This is a genomic window from Caldimicrobium sp. SLHALR3 (assembly GCF_058692735.1).
In genome coordinates, this window is sequence record NZ_CP182484.1 from 1,238,666 (window position 1) to 1,260,863 (window position 22,198).

At 32.6% G+C, this 22,198-nt stretch carries 18 protein-coding genes; 6 read left to right on the plus strand and 12 right to left on the minus strand.

The window, feature by feature from the left end:
* Positions 1-22: 22 nt before the first annotated feature.
* The gene (locus ACLGLP_RS06600) at positions 23-1,546 is read right to left on the minus strand and encodes a type I restriction-modification system subunit M (protein WP_492112489.1); all 1,524 of its coding nucleotides are present in this window, start codon (positions 1,544-1,546) and stop codon (positions 23-25) included.
* A gap of 216 nt (positions 1,547-1,762) precedes the next feature.
* On the opposite strand from ACLGLP_RS06600, the gene ACLGLP_RS06605 reads away from it, so the two are divergent.
* Positions 1,763-2,329 (plus strand): uracil-DNA glycosylase, encoded by a 567-nt coding sequence (locus ACLGLP_RS06605; protein WP_492112490.1) that lies wholly within the window; start codon positions 1,763-1,765, stop codon positions 2,327-2,329.
* On the opposite strand, the gene ACLGLP_RS06610 is transcribed toward ACLGLP_RS06605, so the two are convergent.
* From ACLGLP_RS06610 to ACLGLP_RS06630, 5 genes are all read right to left on the minus strand, one after another.
* Entirely contained in the window at positions 2,306-3,313 is a 1,008-nt protein-coding gene (locus tag ACLGLP_RS06610) for an electron transfer flavoprotein subunit alpha/FixB family protein (RefSeq protein WP_492112491.1), read from the minus strand. The genes ACLGLP_RS06605 and ACLGLP_RS06610 overlap by 24 nt on opposite strands.
* Positions 3,314-3,326: 13 nt before the next feature.
* The gene (locus ACLGLP_RS06615) at positions 3,327-4,121 is read right to left on the minus strand and encodes an electron transfer flavoprotein subunit beta/FixA family protein (RefSeq protein ID WP_492112492.1); all 795 of its coding nucleotides are present in this window, start codon (positions 4,119-4,121) and stop codon (positions 3,327-3,329) included.
* Positions 4,122-4,132: 11 nt separating this feature from the next.
* A complete protein-coding gene (locus ACLGLP_RS06620; protein ID WP_492113739.1) occupies positions 4,133-5,281 on the minus strand; it encodes an acyl-CoA dehydrogenase family protein in 1,149 nt (382 codons plus the stop codon).
* A gap of 77 nt (positions 5,282-5,358) precedes the next feature.
* Positions 5,359-8,145 (minus strand): ATP-binding protein, encoded by a 2,787-nt coding sequence (locus ACLGLP_RS06625; protein ID WP_492112493.1) that lies wholly within the window; start codon positions 8,143-8,145, stop codon positions 5,359-5,361.
* The gene (locus tag ACLGLP_RS06630; RefSeq protein ID WP_492112494.1) at positions 8,145-9,227 is read right to left on the minus strand and encodes a metallophosphoesterase family protein; all 1,083 of its coding nucleotides are present in this window, start codon (positions 9,225-9,227) and stop codon (positions 8,145-8,147) included. Before ACLGLP_RS06630 ends, ACLGLP_RS06625 begins: the two co-directional genes overlap by 1 nt.
* 113 nt (positions 9,228-9,340) lie before the next feature.
* Here ACLGLP_RS06630 and ACLGLP_RS06635 point away from each other — a divergent pair, with 113 nt between their 5' ends.
* Genes ACLGLP_RS06635 through ACLGLP_RS06655 form a run of 5 tightly spaced genes read left to right on the plus strand, consistent with a single transcriptional unit; the run spans position 9,341 to position 18,092 of the window.
* Positions 9,341-10,609 carry a class II fructose-bisphosphate aldolase gene (locus ACLGLP_RS06635; protein WP_492112495.1) on the plus strand — a complete coding sequence of 423 codons (1,269 nt, stop codon included), beginning with the start codon at positions 9,341-9,343 and terminating at the stop codon, positions 10,607-10,609.
* Positions 10,610-10,631: 22 nt separating this feature from the next.
* Positions 10,632-13,718, plus strand: coding sequence for an AIR synthase-related protein (locus ACLGLP_RS06640; RefSeq protein WP_492112496.1), 3,087 nt, complete (start codon positions 10,632-10,634; stop codon positions 13,716-13,718).
* 13 nt (positions 13,719-13,731) lie between these two features.
* Positions 13,732-15,039 carry a histidinol dehydrogenase gene (gene hisD, locus ACLGLP_RS06645; protein WP_492112497.1) on the plus strand — a complete coding sequence of 436 codons (1,308 nt, stop codon included), beginning with the start codon at positions 13,732-13,734 and terminating at the stop codon, positions 15,037-15,039.
* A 20-nt stretch (positions 15,040-15,059) separates the two neighbouring features.
* Positions 15,060-16,406: an ATP-dependent 6-phosphofructokinase gene (locus ACLGLP_RS06650; protein WP_492112498.1), complete on the plus strand. Its 1,347-nt coding sequence runs from the start codon at positions 15,060-15,062 to the stop codon at positions 16,404-16,406.
* Positions 16,407-16,424: 18 nt separating this feature from the next.
* Positions 16,425-18,092 carry a hypothetical protein gene (locus tag ACLGLP_RS06655; RefSeq protein ID WP_492112499.1) on the plus strand — a complete coding sequence of 556 codons (1,668 nt, stop codon included), beginning with the start codon at positions 16,425-16,427 and terminating at the stop codon, positions 18,090-18,092.
* Positions 18,093-18,096: 4 nt separating this feature from the next.
* Here ACLGLP_RS06655 and queF read toward each other — a convergent pair whose 3' ends face one another.
* The 6 genes from queF to ACLGLP_RS06685 all read right to left on the minus strand — a co-directional run bounded on the left by queF (position 18,097) and on the right by ACLGLP_RS06685 (position 22,055).
* A complete protein-coding gene (gene queF / locus ACLGLP_RS06660; protein ID WP_492112500.1) occupies positions 18,097-18,468 on the minus strand; it encodes a preQ(1) synthase in 372 nt (123 codons plus the stop codon).
* A gap of 155 nt (positions 18,469-18,623) precedes the next feature.
* Positions 18,624-19,289, minus strand: coding sequence for an energy-coupling factor ABC transporter ATP-binding protein (locus tag ACLGLP_RS06665; RefSeq protein ID WP_492112501.1), 666 nt, complete (start codon positions 19,287-19,289; stop codon positions 18,624-18,626).
* A 3-nt stretch (positions 19,290-19,292) separates the two neighbouring features.
* The gene (gene cbiQ / locus ACLGLP_RS06670; RefSeq protein ID WP_492112502.1) at positions 19,293-20,045 is read right to left on the minus strand and encodes a cobalt ECF transporter T component CbiQ; all 753 of its coding nucleotides are present in this window, start codon (positions 20,043-20,045) and stop codon (positions 19,293-19,295) included.
* A gap of 12 nt (positions 20,046-20,057) precedes the next feature.
* Positions 20,058-20,660, minus strand: coding sequence for a NikL family nickel/cobalt ECF transporter subunit (locus ACLGLP_RS06675; RefSeq protein WP_492112503.1), 603 nt, complete (start codon positions 20,658-20,660; stop codon positions 20,058-20,060).
* The gene (gene cbiM / locus ACLGLP_RS06680) at positions 20,657-21,253 is read right to left on the minus strand and encodes a cobalt transporter CbiM (protein ID WP_492112504.1); all 597 of its coding nucleotides are present in this window, start codon (positions 21,251-21,253) and stop codon (positions 20,657-20,659) included. The genes ACLGLP_RS06675 and cbiM overlap by 4 nt, the downstream gene beginning before the upstream one ends.
* Position 21,254: 1 nt before the next feature.
* The gene (locus ACLGLP_RS06685) at positions 21,255-22,055 is read right to left on the minus strand and encodes a DUF4198 domain-containing protein (RefSeq protein WP_492112505.1); all 801 of its coding nucleotides are present in this window, start codon (positions 22,053-22,055) and stop codon (positions 21,255-21,257) included.
* Positions 22,056-22,198: the final 143 nt, after the last annotated feature.

Sequence of the window (22,198 nt, forward strand, 5' to 3'; positions counted from 1 at the left end):
ATTTTCTTTTCAATTTATAGCTTCATACTTCATACCCAATCTTACTTAAAATCTCCTTTAACTCCTCCTCAACCTTTACCCTTTCCTCTTCAAGCTCTGCAAGTTCAATCAACACATCTTCAATTGGCTTTAACTCCTCCTTTTCGTTAGTTGACACATAACGAGAGGGACTAAGATTATAATCGTTTCTTCTTGCCTCATCTATCGTGATTATCTTTGAAAAACCTTCAATCTCCTTCCATCCAAAATAGGCATCAACAATTTTGTTTATGTTTTCCTCTGTAAGATAATTTTTAGGTCTTCCTTTGGCAAATTCCTTTGAGGCATTAATCAGCAAGATTTCACCTTTGTGAGGTTTTACCTTATTAATAACAATAATGTTCCCTGGGGCTGTGGTATTGTAAAAAAGATTATCTGTAAGAAGAATTACTGCCTCTATCAAATCATTTTCCACAAATTTTTTCCTTATCTCTTTTTCTCTATCAGTTCCTGAACTTCCTGAACCTCTTGTAACTACTCCTGTATCAATAACTACCACGAGTTTTCCATTTTCTTTTAAAGAGGCATACATGTGCTGAATCCATCCCCAGTCGGAACTCTGATTAGAAGGAGGAATTCCAAAATTGAATCTGTTGTAAGGATCATTTTCAAAGATTTCGGGAGGAAACTTTTGATTCCACATGGGATTAGCTATAACTTTATCAAACTGTTTAATTCTATCTCCTTCAAGAAATTTGGGATTTCTTATAGTATCTCCCACCTCAATGATAGCATCCATGTCGTGAATAAAGGCATTCATTTTTGCCATAGCATAAGTAAAAGGATTTATTTCCTGTCCATAGAGTTTTAAAGGCTTTTTAACCTCTCCATACTTTTCCTTTAAAACAAGCTGGGCCTTAATAAGAAGCCCTCCAGACCCACAGGCAGGGTCGTATACTTCTTCCCCCTCCTCAGGGTCAAGAAGCTTTGCCATAAGCCAGCTTACCTCTCTTGGAGTATAGAACTCGCCTGCTGATTGACCAGAACCTTCTGCAAACTTTCGCAAAAGATACTCATAAGCCCTTCCTAAAATATCAGGCTCCACATCCTTTAAACCAAGTCTATACTTATTTAAAATTTGCATTAAAGCATGGAGGTGTTCGTCACTAATGATTCTCTGCCCAGCCTGAGTAGCATTAAAATCCACAATATCTATCACGCCGTGCAATTTGGGATTTTCCTGAGCTATTTTCCTTAGGGCTGAGGTTAATCTTTCCCCAAGTCCTGTGGAGATTTTTCTAATTGTTTCCCAGTGAGCATCCTCCGGGATGTAAAACCTTACAAGCTTCTTATCCTGTGCCACAAGACTTTTAGCAAGCTCTATACTTCCGAATTCGCGACTGAGTTCTTTTATTTCGTCATCAAAAACATCACAAAGTCTCTTGTAAAATATAAGAGGAATAATATAATCTTTATACTTTGGAGCATCTACTGGACCTCTTATACTACAAGCTGCCTCCCATAACCAATTTTCAAGAGTTGTTAGGTCAAGTTTTCCAAACCACATATTTTTAACTCCAATTTATTAAAAATTGAAATACATTTTCTTACACAACAAGATTATAAAATAGAAAAATTAAACGGACAAGGGACTTTAAAAGGAGAGAATTGAACTATTCTCTAATTTTTAAAACGAGGTGTAAAATTTATATATACTAATACGGTTTTTTGCTGGAAAATATAGTTCAGTGGTGCATAAATGAAAAGTAAAAGTGGGTAAAAAATGAAAAAAAGTGAATTGGAAAAGTTAAATGAAGAAATTAAAAAATGTCAAAGATGTGAGTTGTGGAAGTTTAGAAAAAATGCTGTTCCTGGGGAAGGACCAGCTGACGCCAGAATTATGATCATAGGTCAAGCTCCAGGGGTTCAGGAAGACAAAACAGGAAGACCCTTTGTTGGTCCTGCAGGAAAATTTTTAAACTATCTTCTTGAATTAGCAGGACTTGAAAGAGAAAAAATTTTTATAACCTCCCCTTTAAAGTGTCTTCCTCAACCACCTATTAACAGAAAACCAAAGAAAGAAGAAATAGAAGCTTGCCTTCCTTGGCTTAAAAAACAGATCGCAATAATTGATCCTGAAATCTTTATCTTGCTAGGTGAAATAGCTTTTTCTGTATTTTTTCCTGACAAAAGGTTGAAAAATTTTAGAGGAGAAATGATAGAAAAGGATGACAAAAAATTCTTTATCACCTATCATCCGGCAGCAGGATTAAGATTTCCAAAAATAAGGAAGATTTTAGAAGAAGATTTTAAAAAATTAAAAACATTAAGCTTTCAATTTTTTAAGTAAAATATCGATAATCTTTTCTGCATCTCCTATTAAGGCAAGATTTGCCATTTTAACAAGGGGAGCTTCTTTGTCAGTGTTTACAGCAATTATAAATTCAGAATTTTCCATTCCTGCGGTGTGCTGTAAGGCTCCGGAAATACCAAAACCTATATAAACCTTTGGTCTCACAGTAACACCACTCACTCCTATCATTCTATCTTCTTCCACCCAGCCTTCGTAACATGCTGGACGGGTTGCCCCAACTTCAGCTCCCAGAATTTCTGCAAGTTTAAAAAGCTTTTGAAAATTGTTCTTACTTTTAAGCCCTCTACCCCCTGCAATCACTAATTTAGCTGTAGAAAGCTTAGTAGTCTTTTTCTTAGAAGGAATAAAATTTCTCACCTTGATTTTACTTTCCCAAGAAAAATTTTCAGAAAAAATTATTTCTCTCATTAAAGGCTCTTTTTCTCCATACTTAATGCTAAAAGCCCCTAAGGAGATAGTTGCCATAACCGGTATGCTTTTAGATACAAGTTTGGCAATAATATTTTCTCCATAGGTAGGTCTTGACATTACAATTTGTCCATTTTTCACCTCTAAGTTATTTATATGAGCACAAAGCCCTACTTGTAAAAGACCTGCTATTCTTGGAGCTAAAGAAGTTCCAATTCTCGTTGCAGGAAAAAATACCCCATAAGGTTGAGAAAACCTTATTATTTGGACAAAAACTTCAGCATAAAGATCGTCTTTAAAATCTCTTAAATTTTCATTTATCACAAACCAGATTTCATCTGATAAGGCTTTTTTAAATTCTTCAAAGTTTTTAATGCTTTTAAGAGAATCTATTAAACAAACCAAAACAAGTTTTTTATTTAACATTTCTGCTATTTCTTTTAAAGGAGAAAGTATTTCTAAACTTGAGCCATTTAATTCACCTCTAAAAACTTCTCCAAAGGCTAAAATATTTCCCTTTGGCAGATTCTCTAATTCTATCTTTTCAAGCATTTCATTACCCCAATTAGTTTTTAATCAATCCCTTGTCTCTAAGCACTTCAATTAGTTTTTCTGCAAGTTTTTCAGGTTCATCTTCTATAATTACACCTTTTGCTTCAATTTTCTTTTCTAAAACTTCTACTACCTGTGTTGGTGAACCAGCAAGCCCTAACTTTTCAAACTCAAGGTCTAAATCACTTGCCTGCCAGATTATAGGCTCTTTGTTTTTTACCTCTATAAGCCTTTTTAAGGATGGAGGTCTGATATACTCAAAAGCTGTAGGGGATACAGAACATAAAAGGGGACTATTGACCTCAACTTCTTCTTCTCCGTATTCAAGCTCCCTTGTAGCTATCCATTTATTGTTTTCAAAAGAAAGCTTTTTTACATTAGTCAATGATGGAATTCCTAATAAGCTTGCTGTTTCTGGTGGGACTTGAGCTGTCTCTCCATCAATTGATTTTAGCCCCATTAATACAAGGGAAAAGGGAGAAAGCTTTTCTATAGCTTTTGCCAGAACATAACTTGTTGCCAGAGTATCTGACCCAGCAAAAGCTCTGTCTGAAAGAAGAATCATCTGATCTATTCCTAAAGTGTAGGCATGTTTTAAAAGAGGAATAACATTGGGAGGTCCCATTGATATTACCGTTAGTTCGGCACCATAACTATTTTTCAATCTTACAGCCATTTCAAGGGCGGATCTATCATTGGGATTTAAAATAAGTTCCATACTTTCTCTTTTTAAGGTATGAGTTTCTGGATCAACCTTAACACTTCCTGGTTTAGGAACACCTTTTATACAAACTATTATTCTTTCCATTGATCTCCTCTTTACTTATAGTATTTTATCAGTTCTCTTGCTATAATATTTCTCTGGATTTCGTTTGTTCCTTCGTAAATTTGAAGGCATTTTGCATCTCTGAAGTATTTTTGCACTGGATAGTCTCTCATGTATCCAAGCCCTCCCATCATTTGAATAGCTCTTTCAGTAACCCACATAGCAATGTCTGTAGCAAAACACTTAGCCATAGAAGAAGCTCCTGTAATGTCTTTTGCTCCACTATCTATATATTTAGCAACATTATAAATCAGTGCCCTTGCTGCTTCTATTTTCATTGCCATATCTGCAAAGGTGTGACTGACGGCTTGGAAGTTATAAATTGGTTGACCAAACTGTATTCTTGAAGTAGCGTGTTTAAGTGATACTTCCATAGCAGCTTGGGCTATTCCAAGAGCCTGAGCTCCTGCACCACATCTCCCATAATCTAAAGTCTTTAAAGCTACTATGAAACCCATCCCTTCCTTCGCAAGAAGTCTGTCTTTAGGAATTTTGCAATCGTTAAAAAAGAGTTCAGTCGTAACAGAAGCTCTCAATCCTAACTTTTTTTCTTTTTTGCCTACCGAAAAACCAGGATCTCCTTTTTCTACAATAAAAGCACTTGCTCCTCTTGCACCCTTTGCAGGATCAGTTATAGCAATTACGATGTAAATATCAGCTATTCCTCCATTTGTAATCCACTGTTTCATACCATTTAATATATAAAAATCTCCTTCCTTTTTAGCAGTAGTTTTTATAGCAAAGGCATCGCTTCCAGCTTGAGGCTCAGTTAAAGCAAAGGCACACAATTTTTTGCCTTTAGCAATATCGGGTAAGTATTTTTCTTTTTGCTCTTTGCTTCCAAAAAGAAGAATGGGATAACATCCAAGAAAAGAGGCAGCATAAGTTGTTGAAACCCCTCCACAATAATAGGAAAGTTTTTCAACGGCTAAACACATTTCAAAACTTCCCCACCCTAATCCTCCAAACTCTTCAGGGATGATTATTCCAAACAAATCTGCATCAGCAAGAGCTTTAATAGGTTTCTCATCATAGACTTCCATCTCATCCCATTCTAAAGCATGAGGTTTTATATATTCTTCTCCAATTTGTTTGATTAGCTCAATTAAAAGTTTCTGTTCTTCAGTTAAAGTGTATTGAATCATAGAAATTCCTCTTTTTTTTCATTTTTTAGAAAGGTTATTTTACTCAAAAAATCCTTTTAAACAAGGGATTTAGTTCATTTTTCTTTTTCTAAAGAAAATAAACTGTAAATAGAGCCAGATATTTTAGGTTCTTTCCTCTCTACAGATGTTTTTTCTTTCGTCAATTTATAATCAGAAGATGTATCCTCTAAATTCCAGATCTTTACCGTTTCTGGCTTCTTGTTTAAATACTTTTCAAATAGAGACTTAATATGGTCATCCATGGTAAAGTAAAAAATCTGCCAGTTAGTTTTTTCTGCGAAGTTTATAAGGGTATCTACTAATTTTTCTCTTTTTTTCCAATCAACATGCTGAAAGGCATCGTCAAGAATTAAAAATCCGCTCATAGAATTAAAAAATTTTTGAGCCATACCAATTCTTAGTCCTATTAAAACCTGCTCTTTTGCACCTGTGCTCAAATCTTTTAAACTAAAATTAGCGTAGCCATCAGAAATCAAAATTTCTTTTTCTCCTATTCTAAACTCTTTGTATTTCGTGGTAATTTTTTCGATTATATTTTTTATTTCCTCTGAATTTAAAACCTCTTCTAACCACCTTTCAATGTCCTTTTTTTCCTTTTCAATAACATTGTGAACAAGATAACCAGCTACTATTCTTGCTGTGATTTCTCTCAATTCGTTTTTCTTTTCTTCTCTTTTTTCATACAAGCACTTTATAAGTTCAGGCCAAGGAGTTGTAATGTCTTTGCCCGTTATGTAAGATACCTTTGCTTTTAAACTTTTTAAATTTTCTTCAGCCTCAGATTTTCTTTTTATAAGTTCTTTTATTTTATCTTCTATTTTTTCAAGAAGTCCCTTTTGATAAGTTACTCCAGGATCCTCACTAAGAAGATCTTCTTCCTCTACTCCAAGTCCGTTAAATTCCCCTTCTAATCTATTAAGTTCTTTTATTTTGGCATTAATTTCATTTTCTAATTCTTTAATTTTTTTCTTCCATTCTTCACTTTTTAATTCAACTTTTAAATGATCTTTAAACCACTCCTTAATACTTTTTTCTAAATCATCAAGAATTAAATTTAGTTTCCCGATCTCAGTCTTTAATTCTTCTACCCTGTTTTTAAGTCTTTTTAATTCTTCTAATGAAGCTTTTAATTCCTCATATCTATTTTTATCAAACTCTATTTCAGGCTTTTCCTTTACATATTCAGTTTCTTCAATATCAAGCTTTGCAAGAAGTTTTTCCAGATCTTTAAGTTCTTCTTCTTTTTCTTTTTTCTTCTGTTTAAATTTATTTAGTATTTTAAGTAATTTTTCATAAATTTCAGAAAAGTGAGAAAAATCTACCTCAGTTTCATCTGACAAGATGTATCCAAGAACTTTAAAATCTTCTTTAATTTTGTTGTATAACATTTCACATTCTGTTTTTAATCTATCAATTCCCAAGTTTTCAAAAGCGGACCTCTTTTCTTTTAGAGTTTCTATTTTAAATGAAAGAATGGAAAGACTTGCAAGTTCCTGTCCTGTAAGCTCTCTAAACCTATTTTTCAATGCCTCAATTTCTTCAACTTTCAGAATGTCTTTTGTGCTTTTATGATATTTCAATAAGAAATATAAAATACCTACCAATCCTAAAAAAATCCCTAAAATAGCCCAAGTTAATCCTGTTAGTGATAAAAGAGATCCTGAAAAAACAAATAAAAAAGAAATTACTAATACAAAAAGAGAAGGTGGTTTAAGAGGTGGATTTTCAATAAATTTAGTATAAATGTCACGAATAGATTCGAGTTCATTTAAAATAGAAAGATCTTTTTCTAACTCTTTACCTTTTTTCTTTTTATGCTCAAGTTCTTGGGCTTTTTCTCTCCAAGTTTCAATATTTTTTTCAATATTATTTAATAGCTCCTGAGGATATTTGGTTTCGAGTTCAATCTTTAAATTTCTTATTTTTTCAGATAACTGATAAGCCTTATATCCTCTTGCTTTGGTCTGTTCTTTAAATTCTTCACATAAAACCTCAAGCTCTTTAATTTTCTTTTCAAGCTCATTTAATTCATTTTGCTTGTCTTTTAGTTTCAAACTTAAACTATTAAACTCTTCAATCCTTTCTTTGATAAAATTAATTTCTTCCTGAGAAGGTAATTCTTTAATTTCCCTTTTAAGCTTTTCAATTTGAGTAAAAAGTTTATATGCCCTGTATTTTTTTGCCTTTATTTGAAGCCTTTTCTCTTCTTCAAGCCTTTCTATTTCTCTTTCTAATTCTTTAATCTGAGTGGGATTATATTGAGAAATCAATTCTTCAATAAGCTTTTCAAGGTGCATTATTTCGTTTTTTAAGTTGTGATAAAGCTTTCCCTCTCCCCATTTTGGAATATTAATAATTCCGTCTTTAATCTGAGCTGATTTTACAGTTTGAGAAATTTTATCACTTATTTGATTATAAATATTATTTTGTGATAAAAAATTTACGAGACATTCCTTCGTTAAAGGATGTTTTGAATCAATATTCACATCTCCACTTTTTACTATAAGTAATCTATGGATGTTTGAAATGGGTAAAAATTTTTCAATTTTATCTTTCACACCTTTTTGTTTTTTTCCTTTGGAAAATTCCGGTAAAAATTCTCGAACTATTTTCTTCCCCTCTTGAATAACTTCTACTCTAACTTTTCCCATAGCTGAATAAGGAAGATCTCTTAAATCTTCCCAGAGGTTAGCATCCTTAAAAAGAGAAGATATTATAAATTCTACCATAAGGGTTTTGCCAGCCTCATTAGGGCCGTAAATGCAGTTAACAAGAGCTGGTTCACACTTAAATTCTCCAATAGGTCCGAGATTTCTTACTGCGATTTCCTTAATATGCATTAACTTTTTTCCTCATCAAATAATAATCTTAAAATCTCTTTTTTAATCTCTTCTTTTGTTAAAATGCCTTCTTCAAAATCCATTAATTCAAGATTATTTAACTCATTTAAAACACTTTCATAAAGTCTAAAATAACTTTCAAACATTTCTCCTCGAAAATCTTTAACTTCAAGTATAGGCTCATTGCCCACAAGATTTATAGCCTTTTCAGAAAAAAATTTTTTAATAAATTCATAAAGGGCTCTTTTATTTTTGGTATAACCTGTTACTATAAGTTTTAATTTTACTTTATTAAGCTCATTTTCCGAAAAATTCCACATTTTTATTTTATTTTCTAAGTTTTCTTTTACATAGTCAAGTTCATCTTCAAATGGATATACGCTCAAAAATTCTTGCATAAAGATATAAGGTGTGTCTATATGTTCTCTTTTTACTTCCAAAGTATTGGTGTCAAAGATTATAAAACTTCTTTTTCCTACTTCAGAGCTATCAACAGGGCAAGGAGAGCCTGGATAAAAAATTTTACCGTATTCAGTAGGTTTATGGATGTGTCCAAGAAATACTTTAAGAAATTTATACTTTTCTACCGCACAAAAAGTTAAAGGAAAATAGACTCCTTCTTCATAGGGATTAAATTCGTATTTTTTAGTTATGTAGTCTCCGTGAGAAACTAAGACTAAATTTTCAATCTTTCCTGTGCTTGAGAGAATTTCTTCAATAGCTTCATCCATAGAGTTTTTTTCTGGCAAATAGGGAATAAACAAAAAATTTAAATTATTGATAGGTATAATGTTTTCCGAAGATTTATGGTTAATTATTTTTAAATTAGAAGCAGTAAATGATGAAATTTCAAGACCTGCATCATGATTTCCTGGAATTAAATATACATTTATCTCGGGAAAGTTTTTAAGTATTTCGTCAAAACTGCTATAATCATTTGTTTCTTTATCGTAAAGATCTCCTGCTATAATAAGAATGTTAATGCCAAGTTCATTAAGTCTTTGAAAAAGGAATTTCAAAGTTTCCTTTCTTTCTGGATAGAAAGGATGTAAGTGACAGTCTGCAGTTATGGCAATCTGCATTTCTAAAAACTGATTTTCACATTTAATTTTTTATTTACTCTATTTCTTTTAAATGTCAATTGCTTAAAATTGCTTTTATAAGTATAATTAAAATAAAATCATTGGGGGAGGAAATGGAAAAAGAAGAAATTTTACAAAAATTAAAAGAAAATCCCGAAGAAATAGACAAATTAATTTACAAAGCGGTTTTTGAAAATAAAGGATTGTTAATGGTTTTACAGGAGGTTTTGAAGGAACTGGGATATAAGGGATATTCCATTTATCCTCTTTACAAGGAGTTTACAAATAAATTTCTTGGCTTTACTGTTCCTGCAATAAACTTAAGAGGAATGACCTATGATGTGGCTCGAACTGTTTTTAGAGTTGCTAAAAGATTGAAAGTGGGAGCTTTGATTTTTGAGATAGCAAAATCTGAGATGGGTTATACTAAACAGCCTCCCCTTGAATATGCTACAGTTATTCTTTCAGCTGGATTTAGAGAAAGTTTTGATGGTCCTATTTTTATTCAAGGAGATCATTTTCAGTTCAACAGAAAATCTTTTTTTACTGATCCAGAAAGAGAAAAAAACAATATAAGAGAGCTTATAAAAGAGGCTATTTCAGCCCAGTTTTATAACATTGATATAGATGCTTCAACCCTTGTAATACTTGAAAAAGAGACTCTTGATGAGCAACAAAAATTTAATTATGAAGTTACTGCTGAAATGGCGGAGTTTATAAGGTCTATAGAGCCTAAGGGAATAACTGTTAATCTGGGAGGTGAAATAGGAGAAATTGGGGGACACAATAGTACCCCTGAAGAATTAAGAGCTTTTATGACGGGATTTAATAAAACTTTTAAGGGGAAAATAGGAATTTCAAAAATTAGTGTACAAACAGGAACTACTCATGGAGGGGTTGTTTTACCAGATGGGAAAGTAGCTACAGTTAATCTTGATTTTAACACCCTAAAAACACTTTCTAAAATTGCAAGAGAGGAATTTGGACTGGCAGGTGCCGTTCAGCATGGAGCATCTACCCTTCCAGAAGATTATTTTAATCTTTTTCCAGAATGTGAATGCGTAGAGGTTCATTTAGCAACTGGTTTCCAAAATTTTATATACGACCACCCTGCCCTACCTCAGGACTTCAAAGAAAGGATTTATAACTATCTTAAAAACAATTTTAAAAACGAGTGGAAAGAAGGCATGACAGAAGCACAGTTTATTTATAAAACAAGAAAAAAAGGATTTGGAGTCTTTAAAAAAGATTGGTGGGATTTATCGACTGAAGTAAAAGAAAAAATTTTGTCAGACATGGAAGGTCTTCTTGAAAAGATATTTAAAGCTCTAAATGTGGTTAATACCTCTGAACTGGTTAAAACTAAGGTATTAACTTCTTAAATATTGAATTTTTAAGTGTTAAATGATATATTTCAAATCTATGGACCTTTTCAGAATAGAAGTAATTTCTAAACCTGCTTTTGAAGATGCAATTGCTGTTAAAATCAAGAAAAAAATAACACAGCATTTAAATATTTATGTAGATCGAGTTTATTTTGTAAAAGTATATTTAGTTGAAGGCACTTTTCCTGAAAAAATAATAAAAAACTTTGCTGAATCTGCTCTTTGTGATCCTGTAATTCAAACTTATAGCATTAATGAACCTATTTCTTTAAAATTAAATCTTTCTTTTGATTGGGCTCTTGAAATTGGATATCGTCCAGGAGTTACTGATAATGAAGGAAAGGTTGCAGAGGAAGCACTAAGCTACATATTAGAAAGACCGCTTTATACAGATAAAGAGGGGGTCTATTTTGCAAGACAATACTTAATAAAAGGGAATCTCTCAAGGGACACAGTTGAAAAAATTGCAAAAGAACTACTTGCGAATGAACTTATAGAAAGATGGTTTATTCTTTCTAAAAAAGAATTTATAGAGAGAAAAGGATTTTTTTATCACTCTCCCAGAGTTACAGAATACTTTCCTCCAATAGTAGAGAGTTTCAATTTAAACAACTTTTCTGACGAAGAGCTTTTGAAACTTTCTCAGGAAAGGCTTTTAGCTCTTAATCTTAAAGAAATGAAAACTATAAAGGATTTCTTCTCTAAAGAAGAATTTATAAAAATAAGAAAAAAATATGGATTAAGCGAAGCTATTACAGATGTAGAATTAGAAAGCATAGCTCAGACCTGGTCTGAGCATTGTAAACATAAAATATTTAACGCCAAAATTTTTTATAAGGATCTTGATACAGGAGAAGAAATAGTTATAGATAGTTTGTTTAAAACTTATATAAAATCTGCTACTGAAGAAATCAGAAAGGAAAAAGGAGAAAAGGATTTTTGTCTTTCTGTTTTTGTTGACAATGCAGGAGTTATTAAACTTGATGAAAAGTGGGCACTTTCCTTTAAAGTTGAAACACATAACAGTCCCTCTGCACTTGACCCCTATGGTGGAGCGTTAACTGGAATTGTAGGAGTAAATAGAGATCCCCTCGGAACTGGTAAAGGATCAAAGCTTATATTTAATACAAATGTATTTTGCTTTGCACCTCCAGATTGGGATAAACCTCTTCCACCAAGAATTTTACATCCAAGAAGAATTTTTGAGGGGGTTAGAGAAGGTGTTGAACATGGTGGAAATCAAAGTGGAATACCAACAGTTAATGGATCTATAGTTTTCGATCCTCGTTATCTTGGGAAACCCTTGGTTTATTGTGGAACAGGGGGAATTTTGCCTTTGTACATTAATGGAGATCCAGGCTGGAAAAAGTCCGCAAAACCAGGAGATTTAGTTGTAATGATTGGTGGTAAAATAGGTAAAGACGGTATTCACGGTGCTACTTTTTCTTCTGAAGCCTTACACGAAGGTTCTCCGGCAACAGCAGTGCAAATCGGAGACCCCATAACCCAAAAAAAGATGGTAGATTTTTTACTGAAGGCAAGAGACGAAAATTTATATAACTCAATTACTGACAATGGTGCAGGAGGACTTTCCTCTTCTGTTGGAGAAATGGCAAAAGAGTCAGGAGGGGCTGAAATAGATCTTGCAAAAGCTCCTCTTAAATATCCAGGGCTTCGCCCTTGGGAAATTCTTCTTTCTGAAAGTCAAGAAAGAATGACCGTTGCTGTTCCTCCTGATAAAATAGAAAGATTTCTTACCCTTGCTAAAAAAATGGGAGTATTAGCAACAGTTCTTGGAAAATTTACAGATTCTGGATATTTTCATATTTTATATGATGGAAAAACTGTAGGATTACTTCCTTTAGAATTTCTTCATGAAGGAGTTCCTCAGCTTGAACTATATGCTGAATGGAAAACCCCAGACTATCCTTTAAATCCTGAAGTAGAAGTTCCTAAAGATTATGGAAGTATTCTAAAGAAAATTTTAAGGTCCTATAATGTGTGTTCAAAAGAATATGTAGTGACTCAATACGATCATGAGGTTCAAGGAGGAAGTGTAATAAAACCATTAGTAGGGTTAGAAAATGATGGACCAAGTGATGCAGCAGTATTAAGATACGATCTTGAAAATGAAAGCGGGATTGTTATTGCTCATGGAATATGTCCTAAATTTTCTGATTATGATACCTATTGGATGGTTGCCAATGCCATTGATGAGGGAATAAGAAACGCTGTTTGTGTAGGAGCAGATATTGAGTATATGGCAGGACTTGACAACTTTTGTTGGTGTGACCCTGTTGAAAGTGAGAAAAACCCGGATGGAAGGTATAAACTTGCGCAGTTAGTAAGAGCAAATCAGGCACTATATACTTTTACCAAAGCTTATGGAGTTCCCTGTATTTCAGGAAAGGATTCCATGAAAAATGATTATCTTATGTCTTTAGGACTTAATCCAGATGAGGAAAATCCTTACGGAGTAGGAATAATTCTTCCTGATGGTAGCTTAAAAATTTCGGTTCCCCCTACTCTTCTTTTCTCGGTAGTTGCTAAAATTCCCAATTGCTCTCTTGCTAAAACTATGGATGTAAAAAATCCAGGAGATCTTGTATACATTTTAGGATTTACCAAAGACGAATTAGCAGGTTCAGAATATTTTAGTCTTCTAAAAATAAAAGGTGGAAAAGTTCCCAAACCAGATCCTAACTTAAATAAAAAAATTTATTTAAAGCTAAGAGATGCTATTTATGAAGGTCTTATTGAATCAGCTCATGACCTTTCTGATGGAGGATTGGGAGTAGCTCTTGCTGAGAAGGCTTTTTCTGGAGGATACGGAATAACTGTTGATTTATCTGCAGTGCCTTATAAAGGTGATTTAAGAGATGACTTTATAATTTTTTCTGAGAGTGCAGGAAGAATTCTTGTAACTGTTAAAAAAGAAAAAAAAAGAGATTTTGAAGAAATAATGAAGGGTGTAGTTTTTGCTTTAATAGGTGAAGTAACCAATGAACCAATTTTGAGAATAAAAGGAATTAATGGCAAAATTCTAATAGAAGAAGATATAAAAGAGTTAAAAAAAGTTTGGAAAGAACCTTTCAGTAATTGGTAAAAAGGAGAAATCTATGAAAATAAGATTTTTTAATTATCCCTCAAAAAAGGCTAACAAATATTTGGAGAAAATTATAAATAGAGTTGAAGAAATTCCTAAAAAAATAGAAAAAGAAGTAAGAAAAATTGGTGAAAAAGTAAAGAAAGAAGGAGATAAAGCTTTAATTGAATATACCTATAAATTTGATGGAGTTCTTTTTGAAGAAAGAGAATTTAAAGTAAGTAGAGAGGAGATAAAATTAGCTTATCAGAATGTATCTTCGGAACTTCTTTCAGCAATTAAATTAGCTATTAAAAAAGTAGAAAGGTTTCATTCTCAAAATCTTCCAAGATCTTGGTTTATAGACGAAGACTCAGAAATTGTTCTTGGACAAATGATAAAACCTGTAGAAACTGCAGGACTTTATATTCCAGGAGGAAAAGGGGGAGAAACTCCACTTATTTCTACAGTTATTATGACTGCAGTTCCTGCTAAAGTTGCTGGGGTTGAAAAAATTGTTATGGTTTCTCCACCAAGAAAAGATAAAACCTTACATTCTGCTCTTCTTGTAGCTGCAAACGAATCAGGAGTTGACGAAATATATAAAGTTGGTGGACCCTGGTCTATATTTGCTTTAGCCTATGGAACGGAGTCCTTACCTAAGGTAGATATTATCTGCGGTCCAGGTAACATTTATGTTACCACTGCAAAAAGGATCGTTTCTTCTTTTGTTGGGATTGATATTATAGCTGGTCCAAGTGAAGTTTTAATTATTGCAGACGAAACAGCCAATCCTGAGTTTATAACCTGGGATTTGCTTGCCCAGGCTGAACACGATCCCATGAGCTTATCCATTCTTATAACCACATCTAAAAAAATAGCTAATGAGGTAAGAAAATTAATCCCTCAAGCACTGGAGAGAGGATTTAGAAGCGAGATAGCTAAAGAAGCACTTAATAAAAGAGGAAGCATTATAGTAGTAAAGGATTTAGAAACAGCCTTTTTCTTGGCAAATATTATTGCTCCTGAACATTTAGAAATAATGGTAAAAGAACCGATGGAGTTTTTACCGCTTGTTAAAAATGCAGGAGCTGTGTTTTTAGGTGCTTTTACTCCTGAAGCTATAGGAGATTATATCGCAGGTCCTAATCATGTTTTACCCACTATGGGATTTGCAAGGTTTGCTTCCTCTCTTTCTGCAGAAAAATTTCTGAAAAAAATAAATTTTCTCAAATATACCCCCGATGCACTGAAAAAGGAAGCAAAAGATGTTATAATCCTTGCTGAGACAGAAAATCTTCCTTCGCATGCTGAAGCAGTTAGAGTAAGATTAAAGGAATAAGTACAAAGGGGGATTAAAAGATGAAGGAATTTTGTAATTATTTAGAATTTACAGAAGAAATAACAGAAGATATTGATACCACAGTTGAGTCTTTAGGTCCTTGTAAAATTCCATCTCCTTTAAAACTTAAACCACAATGTTTCGTTACTGACGAAGCAAAAGTTACTTTAAGGGTTAATTATAATTACTTAAGAGAGCAACTTTTACAAAATAAAGAAATCCCGTCTTTAGAGCTTGCTGGTCCCAGACCTTATATATATTTTGATCCTTCTAAAGTAAAGGCTGGAATTGTTACTTGCGGAGGGCTTTGCCCAGGTATTAATGATGTAATTCGTTCAATAGTGATGACCCTTTATTATTCTTATGGGGTGAACAAAATTATCGGATTCAAATACGGATTGCAAGGTTTTATACCTAAGTATGGACATGAAATAGTAGAATTAACTCCTGAAGTTGTAAAGGATATACATACAATGGGTGGAACATTTCTTGGAACCTCTCGCGGACACCAATCTATTGAGGAGATTGTAGATACCCTTGAAAGAATGAATATTCAAATACTTTTTATGATTGGAGGGGATGGGACTTTTAGAGCAGCTTACAAAATAAAAGAAGAAATTACAAGAAGAAACCTTAAAATTGCTATAGTTGCTGTACCTAAGACTATAGATAACGACATATGGCTTGTTTCTAAAACCTTTGGTTTTGATACAGCTGTTGAACTTGCTTGTGAAGCTATAAGATGTGCACATACAGAAGCTATAGCAGTGCCAAACGGAATAGGTTTGGTTAAGCTCATGGGAAGACATTCAGGTTTTATCGCTGCTGCTGCAACTCTTGCAACTAAAGAAGTCAATTTTTGTTTAATTCCTGAAATGGATTTTGATTTAGAAGGAGAAAAAGGATTTCTTGCAGAACTTGAAAAAAGGTTACAAAGAAGAAAACACGCAGTAGTTGTAGTAGCAGAAGGTGCGGGACAAAAGTATGTGCAGAAAGATCCTCCAGAATACGACGCTTCGGGAAACATTAAATTGGGAGATATAGGCAAATTCTTAAAAGAACAGATCGAAAAGTATTTTAAAGAAAAAAACATAGAGGTTGTAATAAGATACATTGACCCAAGCTACATTATAAGAAGTGTTCCTGCCAATGTAGAAGATAGAATTTATTGTGGATTCTTAGGACAGTATGCAGTTCATGCTGCTATGGCTGGGAAAACAGGAATAATGATAAGTTATCTTAACGATCAATTTGTGCATGTTCCTATCAAAGAGGCAATAAAAAGGAGAAAACAAGTAAATTTAAATAGTAGATTCTGGCTTTCTGTTCTGGAATCTACTGGACAAGGCTCTCTAAAAAATGAATAAAAAGGAGGAAAAAGATTTATGAAAATAAAAAAAATTTCCTTTTTATTTTTAATAGTTATTTTAAGCCTTTTAATTAATAAGCTTTCTTTTTCTGCAGTTGCTCCGCAAACTTATGAAGAAATTAAAAAAGATTTCTCTCCTCTTTCAGCTTTAATTATCGGAATAGAGGATAGCAAAATAATTATAGATAAAGGTAAAGTTCAAGGAGTTAGACCTAAGGATGTTTTTACAGTTTATAAAATGGGAAAAAAGATTGTTCATCCAGAAACAGGAAAAACTCTTGGTTTCTTAAAGGAGATCATTGGAAAAATCGAAATCACTGAAGTTGAAGAAAACTTTGCTACAGGAAGAGTAATATTTCAAAAAGAACCTTTTCCTGTTCCCACTCCTATTGAAAGATTTAAAGATTTGAAAATTCTTATAATTTCCGAAACGCAAACTCCTGATGAAAGTCTATTTTTGATTCTTAAAAATGCCTTACCTGAATCTACAATTGTATTTGACCCAAATCTGAAATTAAAGGATTTAACCCCTCAATATGTGCTTTCACAACAATATGATTTAGTGCTTGCTGTAGAAGATGAGGTGGTAAAGGTCTTTAATCAGAATTTAGATTTAATAAGGTATTATGGAAGTTTGAGTTACAAAAAACCTATAACACCTTCAGCAGTTACAGCTACCACGAAAGTTTATAAACCACCTACAACAGGGATTTTTTCAATAAATCCACCAAGTATCTTAGGAAAAATGAAAGGAGAAGTTTTTCAAGTTGAATTTGCAGATATAGACAATGATAATACTCCTGAAATGATTTACTTTAACTCTCAAGGACTTTTTATAGTAAAAATAAAAGGTGGTCTTTTAGCTCAATATTCTCCTAAAAACGGTAAAATCGTTAATTTTTCAGTAGGTCCCTCTGGCTGGATAGCTTTAAATATTTTTGACGAAAATGCAGGAATGAGAAGCGAGGTTTTAAGATATACCCAGCAAGGATTGATTCCTGTTATTACCAATGTGAATTTAATTTTAAATTTTGTAGATTATACTGCAAGAGGTGTAAGAGACACTTTAATAGGACAGACCTTTGATCCTGAAAACTTTTTCGGAAAAGAGGTTTATATTCTAAAAAGAGAAAATAATCAATTAGTTTATGCAGCAGAGGTTAAAGTTCCACCAGATTATAAAAATATTGGAAGTGCTTTTGTTGACTTAGATGGAGATGGAAAAGTAGAAATTATAAATTATCTTTCAGATGGAAGATTAGCAGTTTATAAAGAGTCAAATACAGTATGGATATCTCCTTATCCTGTAGCCCATCATTTTTACGAAGTAAAACTAACCAAAGGGAAAAAAGGACAGGAAGTAATTAAAAGAATTGTTTACCCTCTTATAACTCCTATTTTAGCAGATATTAATAAAGACGGAAAATCGGAAGTTCTTTTTGCCTCTACAAACTTTCCTTTGGAAACCATTAAAGGAGATTTGAAGTACATACCATTAAATAGCGCTACCTCTCAAATATTTGTTCTTGGATTTGAGGGGACCTATTACTTTAGAAGTTTATGGGCTTCTCAAACAGGTTTTATAACTGGATTGGGTGTGTTTGAAAATGGCATTTATTATACCCTTGTAAAAGGTAAATACCCAGGTGAGACAGAAAGCGAGCTTTATCTCAGTCTTTTTTAAAAGACTAAGGTTTTTCCACAGTAACTATAGTGTGAACATTTCCTCTTGGATGAAAATCAGCTATAACTTTAAGTTTTTTAGGTTCAAGAAGTTTCCACAAAGCATCAAATATTTCGTTAGTTGCTGCTTCATGAGAAATATATCTATTTCTAAATTTATTTAACCAGAGTTTCAAAGATCTTAGTTCTACGATTTTATCCTTTGGAATATAAGAAATTTTTATTGTTGCAAAATCAGGATATCCAGATCTTGGACATAAACAAGTAAACTCTGGAAAGGTAATTTCAATAAGATAGTCTCTATCAGGATAGGGATTTTCCCATGCTTCAAGCTGAGCTTCCTCTATTGCAATTTCTCCATATTTCTTTTCGCTCATATTTTAATTTTAACAGATTTTTCGCCATTTTTCAAAAATTTTCATTGTTTAATAAATTCAGCTTTCTTCTTTTTTCTTTTCTCAACTTTTCAGCTTCATATTTTATTTTAGCTAAGGATTCTTTAAGAGGTACCCAACCATACCCAAAAATTTTGTTATAATTTTTCTTGATAGATATGTATCTTTCGGTTTTTTAAAATGTAGATTTTATCAACCGTTCTTTTTAGAAGGTCTTTATCATGAGAAACTATTAAACAGGTTTTTACATGATTTTTAAGAAATTCTATAAGTATTTCTATAGTTTTTTCGTCAAGCCCAGAGAAGGGTTCATCTAAAAGATAACAAACTGGATTCATGGCAAAAACCGTTGCCAGAGCAACTATTCTTTTTTCTCCTCCTGAAAGCTTATATATAGGGCGTTCAAGCAGATGCTCAATATCAAATATTTTTGCTATGTTTTCAACGATTTCCCTTACTTCATTTCGGTCTTTTCCCAAGTTTAAAGGACCAAAGGCTATATCCTCTTTCACAGTGGGACAAAATAATTGAGAATCAGAATCCTGAAACAATAAACCAATTTTTTGTCTAACTTCTAAAAAATCTTTTTCTTTTTTTCTTTCCTTTCCCAATATAAAAATCTTACCTGAAGTTGGCTTTAAAAATCCCATTATAAGATAAAGAAGAGTAGTTTTTCCAGCACCATTTGGACCTATAAGACCAACTTTTTCTCCAAATGCTAATTTGAATTTTATGTCTTCTAAGACTGGATAGGAGTTGTATCCGAAGCAAACATTTTCAAGAGAAATAATATTATTTTCCATAACTTACCTGTAACTTCCCCAGAGATAGATAAATATTATAATTAAATTTGCAATAATACCAAAGGATATATCAGTCTTTTTAAGTTTAAAGTGTTCAAATAAAGGGAAAAAGCCTTTAAATCCTCTTGCAAGCATTGCTCTGTAAATCTCTTCAGACCTTTCAAAACTTTTTAACAATAAAGCTCCCACCATATAGGCATAAGTCTTGTAAGTATGAAGATTTGTTCCAGGCTTAAATCCTCTTGCTAAAACAGCTCTTTTTATTTTAATGTATTCTTCATGCATTACACTTATATAACGATAAAAAAGGAAAAATATAGTTACCAGTTTTGAAGGCACTTTTAAATGTAACATGGCATGTGCAAGAGAAAAAATAGTTGAAGTGGATAAAAGAGAAATCGTTGCAAGAATGATAGCATTACACTTTAAAGTAATGGATAAAGCATATTTAAGCCCTTCATAACTCAGTTTTAAAAATCCAAGGTCTATATAAGGATTATGCTTATAACTAAAGGGAATAAAAATCCATATAAAAAGTATGAAAAAATTGGCTCCTGCCAGACGGCTAAGAAGATTTCTAAAATTAAGTTTAGCTATAAGAACAAAAAATAGAGAAAGTAGTAAATACAAAGAAGGAACTGAAAGCCCTTTTGAAACAGCACACAGAAAGACAAAAGGCATAAATACAAGGATCTTTACCCTGGGATCAAGCCTATGTAAAAAAGAGCTACCCTCTGCAAAAACTTCAAGATGCATCTAATTCCAAATTTATTTAGCACTATTTCTATATCTTAACATCACCACAATACCCCAGATACCAAAAATATAACCTATTCCACCTATAATATCATGTAATCTTGCTTCATCCATATCTTTTCTCATTTCTATCAATATATTTTTTATTCCTTCTGTCTCTTCTTTAACAGCTTCCTTTACAGCTTCTTTTATTTCATCCTTATCTATTTTTGTTGAAACTAATTCCTTATTTTGAGAGGACTTAGAAATTTCCGATTTAGAAATCTTATTCTCTTGAGAAGATATAGCTTTTTCGGTTTTAGAAGTTTTTTTTACACCTTCTAAACTCGTCTCTGCAAGATGTCCGTCCCCAGCTATAACTTTAATTTTAAGGGAACCTGAATATTTTGTATTAAAGCTATATTTTCCTTTTTCATCAGTTACAGTGTCTAAAATTTTATTCCCCTTTTCATCATAAACTTCAACTTTGCACTTTATACAGGGTGAACCATCTGAAAAATAAGTCTCTCCTGTAATTTGACTTCCTTCTCTATATGCAAAAGTGCTCAATTTATGAGAAAAACTCAACTTAACGAAAACCAACAAAAATAATATCATAATACTGATATATTTCATAACACTACCTCCGGTTTAACTTTAAGTAAATAAAGAACTACAAAAGCTGTAATAAATCCTTCTATTATAGCAATAGGAAAATGAGCGGTTAATAAAGCAATAATAACAGGAACAAAGCTTTTTTCTGTAAAATAGAGAGCTAAACCTGTCAAAATTGCCGTAAAGATTATAGAAAAAAAACCTGTTAAAAAGCTTCCTATAAAAGTATAAATAAATTTATTTTTCTGAATAAATTTTTTAAATAAATAACCTAATAACACCGATGGAAAAGCCACATTAAAGGTATTTACTCCCAAAGTGGTAAGACCTCCAAATTGAAAAAGAATTGCCTGAAGCAAAAGACCTAAAAAAAAGGCAGGAAAAGCTGCCCATCCAAGAATCAGTCCCACAAGTCCATTAAGTATAAGATGAGCAGAACTCGGACCTATGGGTACATGAATTAGAGATGCTACAAAAAATGTGCTTGAAAGAACTGCTATTTCTGGAATTTTTTCTATTTTTAAATTTTTCAATCCTAAAACTAAGCCTACTGTTGTTAAAATTCCTCCTGTTAAAAGAACAGGAGGGGAAAGAACCCCCTCTGAGATATGCATTTTATTTTACCTCCTTAGGTTTAGGATAAGCCTTAACCCAAATTACTGCATCAAGTTCAAGAGGATATTCCTTTCCATCTTTTTCATTTCTTATTACTCCTCCATCTCCAAGAGCAGAAAAACCCCACCATCCAGCCCAGGGAATGGTATATTCAAAATATCCATTTTCGTCAGTTTTTACCACTTGAGTTATAAAAGATTCATAGGGAGCTTTTACATTTTTAGTATTTAAATATTCTACCTCTACCTCAATGTTTTTGGCAGGTTTTCCATCAATTAAAACCTGTCCTCTAAAGGTATTTCCTTCCCAAATGGCAAAAGGTTTAACTAAAGGAATTATTTCAGCTTTAAGTCCAATAGGAGTATCCCATCCCTCCTCCAAACCAAAAGCCTGCACAAGAACCTTGGTAATCTGCTTAATATACTTCTTTTCTGAGGGTTCAAAATAAGGCTCAGGATCTACATAAATTTGATAAACCCCAGGTTTGGTAATTTTTAAAACTGTGGTATACATAGGAATTTTTTGAGAACTTCCTTTAGTGGAAGGAATTAATTTTTTCTCCCAATTAAGATTTATTTTTTCACCTCTTACGAAAACTCCGCTGTCTAAAATTTTAAAAGGCATACTTGGACCACCCTCCATTGGATGAGTAAATCTTGCCTCTACTTTTACTTCTCTTTTGTTTCCCTCTACATTGTCTGTGTCAGGTATAAGAACCAAAAAATGAGCTTTTACAAGCGAAACATTTAAAAACATTATTACCAATGAAATTAAAATAGCATTTTTTAAAATCTCTTTCATACTTCACCTCCTAAATTAAAATTTTTAAAATTTCAATTCATTGATTATCACAATATTAAATTTCTGTCAATATGTTGTTTATATTTTTGCAATGTGGTAAACTGAAATAACTTCTTTTTAATCCTTAAGGGGGAAAGAAAAAT